General features: G+C 73.5%; 10 protein-coding genes. 5 read left to right on the forward strand and 5 right to left on the reverse strand.

Going from position 1 to position 12423, the window contains the following annotated elements; all coding sequences use genetic code 11:
* Positions 1-19: 19 nt before the first annotated feature.
* The 5 genes from G5V58_RS04795 to G5V58_RS04815 all read right to left on the reverse strand — a co-directional run bounded on the left by G5V58_RS04795 (position 20) and on the right by G5V58_RS04815 (position 7887).
* A complete protein-coding gene (locus tag G5V58_RS04795) occupies positions 20-4336 on the reverse strand; it encodes an FtsK/SpoIIIE domain-containing protein (protein ID WP_165229221.1) in 4317 nt (1438 codons plus the stop codon).
* 63 nt (positions 4337-4399) lie between these two features.
* The gene (locus G5V58_RS04800) at positions 4400-4663 is read right to left on the reverse strand and encodes a hypothetical protein (protein WP_165229223.1); all 264 of its coding nucleotides are present in this window, start codon (positions 4661-4663) and stop codon (positions 4400-4402) included.
* Positions 4664-4739: 76 nt separating this feature from the next.
* On the reverse strand, positions 4740-6527 hold the full coding sequence (locus G5V58_RS04805; protein WP_165229225.1) for a hypothetical protein: 1788 nt from the start codon (positions 6525-6527) through the stop codon (positions 4740-4742).
* Positions 6528-6687: 160 nt separating this feature from the next.
* Complete coding sequence (locus tag G5V58_RS04810; RefSeq protein ID WP_165229227.1) at positions 6688-6963, reverse strand: WXG100 family type VII secretion target; 276 nt, start codon at positions 6961-6963, stop codon at positions 6688-6690.
* A gap of 75 nt (positions 6964-7038) precedes the next feature.
* Positions 7039-7887, reverse strand: a complete 849-nt coding sequence (locus tag G5V58_RS04815) for a hypothetical protein (RefSeq protein ID WP_230487094.1) — start codon at positions 7885-7887, stop codon at positions 7039-7041.
* 121 nt (positions 7888-8008) lie between these two features.
* On the opposite strand from G5V58_RS04815, the gene G5V58_RS04820 reads away from it, so the two are divergent.
* From G5V58_RS04820 to clpX, 5 genes are all read left to right on the forward strand, one after another.
* Positions 8009-9136: a PGAP1-like alpha/beta domain-containing protein gene (locus tag G5V58_RS04820; protein WP_165229229.1), complete on the forward strand. Its 1128-nt coding sequence runs from the start codon at positions 8009-8011 to the stop codon at positions 9134-9136.
* A 105-nt stretch (positions 9137-9241) separates the two neighbouring features.
* Positions 9242-9655, forward strand: a complete 414-nt coding sequence (locus G5V58_RS04825) for an SRPBCC family protein (RefSeq protein ID WP_230487095.1) — start codon at positions 9242-9244, stop codon at positions 9653-9655.
* 110 nt (positions 9656-9765) lie between these two features.
* Positions 9766-10353 (forward strand): ATP-dependent Clp protease proteolytic subunit, encoded by a 588-nt coding sequence (locus G5V58_RS04830; RefSeq protein WP_165238656.1) that lies wholly within the window; start codon positions 9766-9768, stop codon positions 10351-10353.
* 36 nt (positions 10354-10389) lie between these two features.
* Complete coding sequence (locus G5V58_RS04835; RefSeq protein ID WP_165238658.1) at positions 10390-11004, forward strand: ATP-dependent Clp protease proteolytic subunit; 615 nt, start codon at positions 10390-10392, stop codon at positions 11002-11004.
* A 130-nt stretch (positions 11005-11134) separates the two neighbouring features.
* The gene (clpX, locus tag G5V58_RS04840) at positions 11135-12418 is read left to right on the forward strand and encodes an ATP-dependent Clp protease ATP-binding subunit ClpX (RefSeq protein WP_165229233.1); all 1284 of its coding nucleotides are present in this window, start codon (positions 11135-11137) and stop codon (positions 12416-12418) included.
* Positions 12419-12423: the final 5 nt, after the last annotated feature.

Raw genomic sequence — 12423 nt, forward strand, 5'->3', positions numbered from 1 at the left:
GTCGACCCGTCCGTGCCCATCAGCGGGCCGCCAGCTCGTCGGCGCCGGCCGGCTGCACGGGCTCGGGTGCCCCGACCAGCTGGGCCACGCGGAGCTGGCCGTTCTCGCACCACAGACCGCGGCCGGTCCCGGTCATCGGCTCGATCGTGCGGGTCGGCACGGTCACGCCGAAGACGTCACCCTCGTTCCACTCCGGGGCCAGCAGGAAGCCGCGCCGGCTGCGCTTGGCGCAGGCGACCAGCCCCTCCGGCCCGCCGCGCTGGCGCGCCGCAGCGACATCGACGGCGGCGACGAGGGCGACCCGGTGGGCCTGCTCGGTGCAGGCCTTGACCAGGCTGGCCACAGCGCCGCTGATCCCGAGATCAGCCACGCCCCGAGTGTCCCAAGCCTCGGCCCCGTCGACCAAGAGCAGTGCCCACGATCCGGAACCTTCCGGTTCAGTCCTCAACCACTCCTCGAGGCGGGCCGCGGCCTCCTGCGGGTCCGCGCTGCGCACGACGTACGGCGAGGGGCCGCCCTGCGCGGCCCGCGCGGCCAGGGCCTCGACCCCGTCCAGGGCGGACGTGCGACCGGAGCGGCTGCGCCCGGCGATGAGCACCGGCCCGGCGAGCAGGTCGGGGGCGATCGGGGCGACCGCGTCGGCGTCCACCCCGAGGGGGACCAGGCTGCCCTCGGGCGTCGGCAGCTGCTCGGGCGTGACCCTGGTCGGCATCGGCGGCACCGGCGCGGTGCCGCGGCCCTCGACCACCGGGGCCACCCGGTCGCCGAAGGAGCGGATGCGCTCGGCCTGGACCGGCGTGCCGACCCCGCCGGTGGTGGCCACCTGGACCAGGCGACGACCGACCAGACCCGCGCCGGCGGCGGTCTCGATGTCGAGCACCTTGCTGGGCACGCCGAGCATCAGGTAGTCGTCGGTGGTCGGCATCCGCAGCACGACGCGGGCGCCGAACGACGCGCCCAGGGCGGTGGGCACCCCGACCCGGCCGGGGGCGGTCGCGACCACGTGCACGCCGACGCGGCGGCCGTTCTGGAGGACCTGCTGCAGGTGCTCCATGTGCTCGCGGTGGAGCGGGCCGCCGCCCTCGAGCTCCTCCACCAGCGCCGGCAGGTTGTCGACCAGCACGTAGACGCGCGGCAGCCGGATCCCGTGGCGGCCCAGGTCGTCGACGTCGGAGCAGCCGCGCGACGCCAGTGCCTGCGCGCGCTCGGCGGTGGTGCGCTGGAGCAGGCGCAGCAGGCGCAGCACCCGGCCGACCTGGGTCTCAGAGACCAGGGCCGCCACCGTCGGCAGACCCGAGATCGCGGTGAGTCCGCCGCCGGCGTAGTCGATGCCGTACACGTAGGGCGCCACGCCCTCGGGACCGGCGGCGTCGCCGACCGAGGCCGAGAGCGCTGCCGTGCGCAGCAGCTCGGTCTTGCCGGCGCCCGAGGCGCCATGCACGAGCAGGTGGCCGATGGAGGCCAGGTCGACGACCCAGTCCGGCTGGGCCTGGGCGGCGGGGTCGTCGAGCAGGCCGAGGCGGACCCGTCCGGTCCCGCGCTCGGCGCCGCCGCGGGCCACGTCCTCGGCGTTGAGCAGCAGCTCGGAGGGCAGCGAGGGCAGCCAGGGCCGGTGCGGGGCGGCCTGCTCGCTCAGCACGAAGGCCTCCTGGATGCTGCGCACGCAGCGCTCCAGGTCGGTGCGGGGGTCCAGGCGGACGTCGGCGCCGCCGTGCTGGTCGGGCTCGCTGGTCGTCGTGGCCGCGAACGGCTGCACCACCACCGCGTCCTCGACGCCCACCAGGGGCGCCCGGGCGCCGGTCCACGCCGACTGCACCAGCTCGGCGGTGCCGTGCCCGGTCCGGCGCACCCACGCGCGTCCCGGCGTACGACGGGAGATGCGGGCCGCCTCGGGGGAGTCCAGGATGTCGCGGGAGTCGTCGGCCGAGGCCACGCGCAGCGCGATCCGCAGGTCGGTGTTGGCCCGGATCGGGCCGGTCACCACACCGGCGGGCCGCTGGGTGGCCAGCAGCAGGTGCATGCCGAGCGAGCGGCCGCGCTGGGCCAGGTTGACCATGCCGTCGACGAAGTCCGGGACCTCCTTGGTCAGCGCCGCGAACTCGTCGACGCAGATCAGCAGGCTCGGCGGCGCGGCCTCGGGGTGCTCGCGCTCGAGCTGGATGAGGTCCTTGACCTCGTACTGCCCCAGCAGCTCCTCGCGCTTGGTGATCTCGGCGCCCAGCGAGGTGAGCGCGCGGGAGACCAGCGCCGGGGTGAGGTCGGTGATGTAGCCGACCGTGTGGGGCAGGTCGGCGCACTCGCGGAACGCCGCGCCGCCCTTGTAGTCCACGAGGAGGAAGGTGATCCGCTCCGGCGGGTTGTTGAGGGCCAGGGAGCAGATGAGCGACTGGAGCAGCTCGGACTTGCCGGAGCCGGTGGTGCCGGCGACCAGGCCGTGCGGCCCGTCCTCGCGCAGGTCGATGGTGACGGTGCCGTCCACGCCGCGGCCGATCTGGGCGCGCAGCCCGCCGGCCTGGCGCCAGCGGCGCAGCACGGCCTCGGGGGCGTCGAGGTCCTCCAGGTCGCTGCTCACCTCGGGCAGCCGGACGACGGTGGGGATCGCGGTGCTGGGCGGGAGGACGGCCGCTTCGTCGACGTACGCCGTGACCGAGCGGGCGTGGCGCCAGGCGTGCTCGAGGCTGGCCCGGTCCGGGACCTCGACGCGCGCGGTGCCCATCCGGTCACGCACCCCGACCATCCCGGCGTCGAGGTCGACGAGCAGGCCGGTGGCGGCGGGGACCTCGGCGGCCGAGCGGCCCAGCCAGAGCAGGTGGACGCCGCGCCCGACCGCGGCCTGGGCCACGGCCTCGACCGTGCGGCGGGGCACGCCGGCGTCGTCGTCGACCAGGCAGATGGTGTGTCCGAAGCCGTCGCCCTCGGCGACCAGGTGCTCGAGCAGCGCGGTGGCGTCGCGGGAGCCGACGGCGACCGGCGGCTCGCCACCGAGCCGGGCGCTGGTGTGCGGCAGCCAGCGCAGCCACGCCTCGTGGTGGCGGCGCTGGCGCCCCAGGCAGGCCGCGATGGAGACCTCGGCGGGGGAGTGGTCGAAGCCGATCCGCAGCAGCAGGGCGCGGGCCAGGGCGTCGACCGCCTCGTCCTCGCCGGTCACCGCGACCAGGGCGTGCTGGGTGAGGTCGGCCAGGACCGGCAGGTCCTCGAGCACCGCGCGCTCGGCCACCTCGCCCGCGGCCTGGCGCCGCTCCTTGCGGTCACCGCCGTCGCGGAGCTTGCCGGTCAGCAGGGCCGGGACGGGCCCGGTGCCGACACGGGTGGTGAGGAACTGCGCGCGGTCCTCGGCGCGGGCCCACAGGTAGGAGTTGCGGCTGGCCGCACGCGCCCGCAGTGTCTCCTCGTCGGGGAAGTCGTCGAGCAGCCGCTCGCGCTGGCGCAGGTTGTTCGCGTCGAGCTCGTCGAGCATCTCCTCGAGGTCGATGCGCCACTCGCGCAGCTCCTCCTGGAAGTGCTTCTCGGCGGTGCGCCGCTGCTGCCAGTAGCCGAGGAGGCCGAGGATCGGCCAGGCGAGCATGTAGACCAGCGCGTACGCCGTGTGCATGCGCATGAACATGGCCGCGCCCATGACCATGGGCAGCGCGAGGATCGCCCACGGCAGCGGGGTCGGCTTGTGGCGCGAGGGCGGCGCCGGGACGTCGAGCTCGTCGTCGCGCAGCGGGTCGCCGAAGCGCGGGGGGCGCCACACCGAGACGGGGAGCTCGGGATCGACCACGTCGCCCGGCTCGATGACGATGCGGGTCGCCCCGACGCGGATCTCGGTGCCCCAGTCGACCTGGCTGGCCGCGGCGGGCGCGCCCGCGATCGACGTGCCGTTGGCCGAGCCCTCGTCGTGGACGACGGGCCGGGGGCCGAGCTCGATGCGGGCGTGGCGCAGGGAGACCCGCGGGTCGGTCAGCCGCAGCGTGCAGCCGGCGGCGCGGCCGACGGTGGCCTGCCCGGCGGCCACGCGCACGCGCGCCCCGCGGTCCGGGCCGTCGGTGACCCGCAGCACCGCGCGGGCGCCGGCGCTGCCGGCCGGGCGGTCGCGCCACGAGGCGGGGGCGGGGCCGACGTCGACGAGGTCACCGGTGCGCAGTCCGCACTCGGAGAGCCGCCGCTCGGCGGGCCAGAGCTGCCCGCCGTCGTTCGGGACCAGCAGCAGGGTGCGCTGGTCGGGGGCCAGGTGCCGGCCCAGCGAGCGGGCCAGGTCGGCCACGGTCGCGTCCGGCCGGGCCCGGACGGCGACGTCGACCGAGGGGAGGTTGGTCTCGGTCGCGGGTCGCACCGAGAGGATCCAGCTCTGCACCGGTCCACCTCCTCGTCGTCGTCGTCGCCGTCCGCCCGGCCCCGGGGATCGCCCGGGCGAGGGTCAGCTGGAGACCTGCTCCTGCTCCTGGGCCTGGTTGTTGATGAGGGTCGAGAACTCCTGCAGCGCCTGCGAGATGTTGGTCAGCGCGGTGCGGTGCTCGGACTGCCAGCTCTGGCGGGTCCGGTCGGCGTCCGGCCCGATCCACTGGAAGCTCTCCAGTGACTGGGTCAGGGTGTTGGTCAGCTGCTCGAGCTCCTGGGAGCCCTGCTGGATGGTCTGGGCCGACTGACGACCGGCCTCGATGTCCATGCCCTTCATGGTCATGACGGTTCTTCTCCTTCGGTTGGGTTCCCTGGTGTCGGGTCTGGTGGGTGCTGCTCGGCCAGGCTCGGTGCGGCGCTCAGCGCGCCGCGGCGCCCTGGCCCATCCGGATGCGGACCTGCTGCACGGCCTCCTGCACGGAGATGCCGCCGCGGCCGTCGGTGTCGAGCCACTTGTTCGCGTCGTACGCCGCGGTGCCCGGTCGGAACATGACCTCGTCGCCGCCCATCACGTGGCCCGGCAGGACCGCGGAGTAGAGGCCCTCGAGGGTGCCGACCCTGCCGCGGTACTGCGGCTGCGAGAGGTACTTCTCGACGTAGGTCAGCTGCTCGGTCGGTGTCATCTTGGCCAGGTCGCCGATGTTCGTGCCGAGCCCCTGCGCGGTCTTGGGCATGAACTGGATCAGCCCGGTGGCGTGGGTGTCGGGGTTGGCGACGCCGGAGCGGAAGGTGCCGTTGCTCTCCAGGCTCATGACGCCCATGAGCTCCTCGGGCTTGGCGCCGGTGCGCGAGGCGACCCCCTCGACCGCCCGGAGGAACTCCGGGGTGACGTTGGGGTTGTTGCGCACACCCTTGATCTGGTTGTAGTCGAAGCCGCTGGGGCTGCTGTAGCCCGAGCCGCTCTGCACCGGCAGGGGGTGGTCGGCGCGGTACTGGTCGTAGGCGGCCTGGGTGTTCTTGCCCCACTGGCCGTCGACGCCCTGGGTGTCGTAGCCGGCGTCGGTCAGGCGCTGCTGGAGGCTGGTCACGCCCGAGCCCTTGCTGCCGTAGCCGTTGCTGGAGCCGAGCCGGTCGATCTCGCCGTCGGCGCCGCCGGTCGTGGTGCCGCCGCTGCCCTTGGCCGCCAGGGCCGCACCGCCGAGGCCCAGCGCGCCGGCGCCGCCGGCGATGCCCGCGGCCGTGCCGTACGACGTACCGCTGTGGCCGTTGCCTCCCGCACTGACCGGGTCGCCGCCGCCGGAGGGGGCGGTGGTGGCCAGGGTGTCGGCGCCCGGCGTGCTGCCTCCGGCGCCGCCGGTGCTGTGCACCGCGGTCGGGCCGGAGAAGTCGCTGCCGTGGGAGCCGTCGACGGAGCCCGCGCCCAGGCCGCTGCTCAGGCCACTGCCGGAGGAGAACGACGGGCTCGCGCCGCCGCCCCCGGTGCCGCTTCCGAGCGCCGCGTGGCCCGCGCCGGCCCCCGAGCCGGCCGGTGCGGTCCACGAGGCCGGGTGGTCGCCGTGCAGCGCGTTCAGGTTGTCGCGCGCCACGATCGGCGTCGTCGTGGTCGGGGTGGTGGTGGCGCTCGTGGCGTGCGGGTAGGCGTAGTCCTGGCCGGCCGTGGTCGGGCCGGTGGTGGTCGCCCCGCCCGGAGTCACGGTCGTGACGGTGCCGTCGGGGGAGGTCACGGTGACCTGCGTGCCCGTCCCGGTGCCGGCGCCGGTGCCGCCCAGGGCCGGGCTGTTCTGCATCGAGGAAGCGGCGCCGCTGATCGCACCGAACGCCTGCCCGGCGTTCTGCCCGTTGCCCAGCACCGAGCCGGTGAACGGCTGGACCGTCGAGTCCCCGCTGACCTGCGAGGTGTAGCTCGGGATCGACCCGGGGTCGACGCTCTCGCCGGCGCTGGCCTGGTCCTGCGCATCGGCGTTGCCGCCGAGGACCTTGGCGAACAGCTCGAGCGCCATCGAGATCTTCTTGAGCCACGGGACGACGACCGTCTCGAGGTACTCGGCGTAGGCGGCGCTCGCGCCGCCGCTGAAGAACGACGCGGCCTTGAGCAGGGCGATGAGGGCCTGCAGGTACTGGATCACCGTGTCGGTGATCTCCTTGCCCTGCAGGCACTCGTCCGCGGCACTGCGCAGCTCGTCGGTGTCGGCCCCGAGGAACGACATCCGGTCCACCTCCTGAGTGGTCTTGCGTTGGCTGGGTGCTCGTTGCTGTCCGGCCCGGACGCTAGGCACGGGCGGGGGTCGGCGTCGACGGTCGGCGGCCTGGAAGGTTCCGGGCTGTCGCCCGGCCTGCTGGGACCTGCGCGTCCGTCGCGGCGCCGGATCAGGAGCTGGCGGCGTCCTGGGCGTCGGCGTGCCGGTTGAGCACGCCGGCCTGCTCCTGCAGGGACTGGGCGGCGTTGTGCGCCTGCGGCGCGAAGCTGCCGTGCCAGTCGGAGAGGAAGGTCTCGCGGTCGCTGCCCTGCCACTTCAGGGCGCCCACCACGCTGGAGATGCGGCCCACCATGCCGGAGACCTGGCTGGCGTGGGAGTCCATCTGGCCGCTGACCTGGCGGCCCTGCTCGGTGTCCATGCCCTGCATCGAGTTGCCCTGCGTCATCGGTTCGCTCCTCCACGTGCCCCGGCTCGTCCGGGTGGCTCGTGCCGGAACGTAGGCACGGCGGCGTCGGCGCGGCTAGGCGTGGGCGGGTGGAACGTTCCTCCGCGTCGCGGCCCGGTCGACCGCCTCGAGGTCCTCCGGCGTGACCAGCCGGACCTCCGCCGTACGCCGGCCGACCGCGAAGCGGACGTTCTGCGCCCGCCCCGCGCCCGCCCGGAACGGGTCGTCCTTGGGCCCGAAGGCCAGCGCCGAGATCGACCGGATCGCGTCGTCCACGCGCTGGGAGCGCTGGAGGTTCCAGGCGTAGCCGTGCCAGTGCAGGACCCGCTCGTAGATCTCGCGGTTCGACGGCGGGCGCGGGTAGTCGTCGGTGCCCGCCAGCCACGGCTCCGCGAGCGCCAGCGCGACGTACCACTCCCGCGACTGCGGCATCAGCCGCGGCGCCGGCGCCGTGGCCATCGCGTCGTCCTCGTCGCCCTCGCCCTCCGGCCGCGGCCGCGGCGGCGGCTCGGAGCTGTCGCCCTGCACCTCGACCACGATGGACAGGTCGTCGAACGTGCCGTCCGGGCCCTTGCGCCCGCGCATGACGACCAGCTGGTTCTCGCCCTCGTCCAGCAGCAGCGAGATCCCCTCGGTGATGGTCACCCGCCGTGCCCCGCCCGGCGCGTCGAACAGGCTGGCCACCTGCGTCTCTCCCGCGCCGTGCCACCGCAGCCGCGCGATCTCGTCGCCGACGGTCAGCTCGCCCAGCAGGCGGCTGACGTGCGGCGCGCACCGCGGCAGCACCAGCGCGGACACGCTGACCGCCGCGTCCGGGTCGTCCTCCGGCACCGCGTAGTGCGGCGAGCGGCCGAACAGCAGGGTCTCGCCGGTGCCCACGGTGACCGTCGGCAGGCCCGCCCCCCGCAACGTGACCCGCAGCATGCGGGGGAGTCTTCCACGGGCCGTCGCGCCCCGAGGTGAGAAGCGGTCGACCCGAGGTGAACGGCTGGTGTCGCGCGGCGCGGCGGTGTACGACTGTTCACTCAGCGGCTACGGTGACCGCATGAGCACGACCGCACCCGGTCCGACCGTCCTCGACGCGCTGTCGCTGCTGGCCGAGGTGGGCGACGAGCTGGTGGTGCGGACGGTGCGGGACACCCACCTGGCGGTGCTGGGCCGCACGCCGGCCGGGCCGCTGCACCGCGGCATCACCACGACCGTCTACAGGGGCCTGACCGGGTCGCTGTCCGGCGCGAGCCGGGCCCTGGACCGCCTGGCCGCGACCGGCGTCGGCCCGCGGCTGGAGGCCGACCCCCGCGGCAGGTTCGTCAACGCGGCGGTCAACGGGCTGATCGGGGACCGGCTGCTGCGGGAGCGGCCCCAGATGGCCATCGCCATGGCGGTCCGGCGCGACGGCGCGGACGTCGAGCTGGAGACCGAGGCACTGAGGAAGGCGTTCCCGCAGGCGACCGGCCGGCTGGTGCTGTTCCTGCACGGATTGTGCGAGAACGAGTCCTACTGGGACCGCGGGCGGGCCACGGCGCCGACGTACGCCGACGCGCTGGCCGAGCGGGGGTGGACGCCGGTGATGCTGCGGGCCAACACGGGGCTGGGGCTGCGGGAGAACGGCGCGGCGCTGGCTTCGCTGGGCCAGCGGCTGGTGGACGCGTGGCCGGTCGAGGTCGAGCGGGTGGCGCTGGTGGGGCACTCGCTCGGCGGGCTGGTGATCCGGGCGGCGGGCGCGGTGATGAGCGACGTCGAGCGGCCGTGGGCGGAGCGGGTGAGCGACGTGGTCACGCTGGGCACGCCGCACCTGGGGGCGCCGATCGCGTGGGGCGTCGGGCACGGGAGCCGGGCCCTGCAGGCGCTGGAGGAGACGGCGGCGTTCGGGCGGATCCTCGACTGGCGCTCGCGCGGCGTGCACGACCTGGTGGCGGGGCTGGCCGAGGACGTGCCGCCGCTGCCGCACGCGCGCTACCACCTGGTGGCCGCGACCCTGACCCGCGACCGGCGCCACCCGGTGGGCGACCTGGTGGGCGACCTGCTGGTGCGGCCGCGCTCGGCGTACGGCCGCGACCGCCGGCGCACGCTGTTCCCCGGCGCCGACGTGCTGCACGTGGGCCGCACCGACCACTTCGGGCTGCTCAACCACCCCGACGTCCACCGCGCGCTGCGAGACTGGCTGGCGTGAGCGAGGCCGAGGGAGGGGGCGAGCCGGACCGCGAGCTGCGCGCGGAGACGAGCATCGACGCGCCCCCCGGCGCGGGTGTGGCGGGTCCTGTCCGACGTGCGCCGGATGCCCGAGCTCTCCGACGAGCTGGTGCGGATGGTGCCGGTGAAGCCGGGCGGGCTCCGCCCCGGTCAGTGGTACGTCGGGCTGAACCGTCGCCGGGCCGCGGTGTGGCCCACCCGCAACGTGGTGAGCGCGGTGGACCCGGAGCGCCGGCTGGCGTGGGACACCACCTCCAGCGGAGCGCGGTGGATCTGGGAGCTGGCCCCCGCGGGGGAGGGCGGCACGCGCGTGGTGCACCGGCGGCCGGTGCCGCGGCGCCTGACGCCGCTGAGCGCGGCGTTCGCGCGGGCGTTCCTGGGCGGCGTGGGCGGCCACGCCGACGAGCTCGAGGCCGGGATGGCGCAGTCCGTGGCCCGGCTCAAGCGGCTGGTCGAGGACGCGCCGGACCAGGCCGGACCCGCCGTTCCTCTGCCCTGAGCGAACAAGGCGGGACACGCCGTGGAACCGGGCCCCGGCCCGGCTATGGTCGCAACGTGACTGCACAGACTCCCGGGCTGACCGGCCCGACGGCCGGCGGCGGCGCCGGCATGGCGGTGCTCGACGACCACATCTACCAGCGGCTGCTGCGCGAGCGCATCGTGTTCCTCGGCTCCGAGGTGCGCGACCAGAACGCCAACGCGATCTGCGCCCAGCTGCTGCTGCTCTCGGCCGAGGACCCCGAGGCCGACATCTTCCTGCACATCAACAGCCCCGGTGGCTCGGTGGACGCCGGCATGGCGATCTACGACACCATGAACTACATCCCCAACGACGTCGCGACCGTCGGCATGGGCCTGGCGGCCTCGATGGGCCAGTTCCTGCTCTGCGCCGGCGCCAAGGGCAAGCGCTACGCCCTGCCGCACTCGCGGATCATGATGCACCAGCCCTCCTCGGGCATGGGCGGCTCGGCCTCGGACATCAAGATCCAGGCCCAGCAGTCCCTGCACATCAAGAAGGTGCTGCTCGAGCTCATCGCCCAGCACACCGGCCAGTCGGTGGAGCAGATCGAGGCCGACGCCGACCGCGACCGGTGGTTCACCGCCGACCAGGCCAAGGACTACGGCCTCGTCGACCAGGTGATCACCAGCGCTCGCGAGGCTGCTGACGACGGCCGCCCCGCGCGGCAGAAGGACTGACCCCTCATGACCAACACGCCCGAGCTCTCCCCGAGCATGAACTACTACATCCCGCAGTGGGAGGAGCGCACGTCGTACGGCTTCCGCCGCATCGACCCCTACGCCAAGCTGTTCGAGGACCGCATCATCTACCTCGGCACCCCCATCTCCGACGACGTGGCCAACGCCGTGATCGCCCAGCTGCTGTGCCTGCAGTCGATGAACCCCGACCAGGACATCAGCATCTACATCAACAGCCCCGGTGGCTCGTTCACCGCGCTGACCGCGATCTACGACACGATGAAGTTCATCAAGCCCGACGTCCAGACCGTCTGCATCGGTCAGGCCGCCTCGGCGGCGGCGATCCTGCTGGCGGCCGGCACGGCCGGCAAGCGGCTGGCGCTGCCCAACAGCCGGATCCTCATCCACCAGCCCTACACCGAGGGCACCTTCGGCCAGACCTCGGACATCGAGATCCAGGCCAACGAGATCCTGCGCATGCGCGAGCTGCTGGAGAAGATGATCTCCGACCACAGCGGCAAGAGCATCGACGAGGTCAGCCGCGACATCGAGCGCGACAAGATCCTCACCGCCGAGGGCGCCGTCGAGTACGGCCTCATCGACTCGGTGCTGGCGTCCCTCAAGGGGACCCCGGCGCTCAACGCCGGCTGACCGTCGGACGACCCGCGTCATCGACAGGCCGACCGGACACGCGGCCCCGTCCCACCACCACACAGGTGTGGGACGGGGTACCGTTCGGGACGCACTGCGGTGATGATCACAGTGGAGGAGGAGGCACCTAGTGGCCCGCATCGGTGATGGTGGCGACCTGCTGAAGTGTTCCTTCTGCGGAAAGAGCCAGAAGCAGGTCAAGAAGCTCATCGCGGGCCCTGGGGTCTACATCTGCGACGAGTGCATCGACCTCTGCAACGAGATCATCGAGGAGGAGCTGAGCGAGGGGACCGACGTCTCCCTCGACGAGCTCCCCAAGCCCCGCGAGATCTTCGAGTTCCTCAACTCCTACGTCATCGGCCAGGAGCAGGCGAAGAAGTCGCTCGCCGTGGCGGTCTACAACCACTACAAGCGCGTGCAGGCCGGCGTCCAGCCCGCCAGCGGACGGCACTCCAAGGAGGAGGTCGTCGAGGTCGCCAAGTCCAACATCCTGGTGATCGGCCCCACCGGCTGCGGCAAGACCTACCTCGCCCAGACCCTGGCGCGCATGCTCAACGTGCCCTTCGCGATCGCCGACGCCACCGCCCTCACCGAGGCCGGGTACGTCGGTGAGGACGTCGAGAACATCCTGCTCAAGCTGATCCAGGCCGCCGACTACGACGTCAAGAAGGCCGAGACCGGGATCATCTACATCGACGAGATCGACAAGGTGGCCCGCAAGGCGGAGAACCCCTCGATCACGCGCGACGTCTCCGGCGAGGGCGTGCAGCAGGCGCTGCTCAAGATCATCGAGGGCACCACCGCCTCGGTGCCGCCGCAGGGGGGCCGCAAGCACCCCCACCAGGAGTTCATCCAGATCGACACCACCAACATCCTGTTCGTGGTGGGCGGCGCCTTCGCCGGGCTCGAGCACATCATCGAGCAGCGCGTCGGCAAGAAGACCCTCGGCTTCACCGCCGAGGTCCGCGGCAAGGAGGAGCGCGACGCCGACGACCTCCTCCAGCAGGTCCGCCCCGAGGACCTCACCAAGTTCGGCCTGATCCCCGAGTTCATCGGCCGGCTCCCGCTCATCGCTGCGGTGCAGAAGCTCGACCAGGAGGCCCTGGTCCAGATCCTCACCCAGCCCCGCAACGCCCTGGTCAAGCAGTACCAGAAGCTCTTCGAGCTCGACGGCGTCGAGCTGGAGTTCACCGACGGGGCCATCAAGGCCATCGCCGACAAGGCCATGGAGCGCGGCACCGGCGCCCGCGGCCTGCGCGCCATCATCGAGGAGGTCCTCCTCTACGTGATGTACGACGTGCCCTCCCGCGGCGACGTCGCCCGCGTCATCGTCACCGAGGAGACGGTGATGGACGACGTGGCGCCGACCCTGGTCCCCCGCGAGGCCGAGACCAAGAAGAAGAAGTCCGCCTGACCTGA

The organism is Nocardioides anomalus, assembly GCF_011046535.1.
GTDB lineage: Bacteria > Actinomycetota > Actinomycetes > Propionibacteriales > Nocardioidaceae > Nocardioides > Nocardioides anomalus.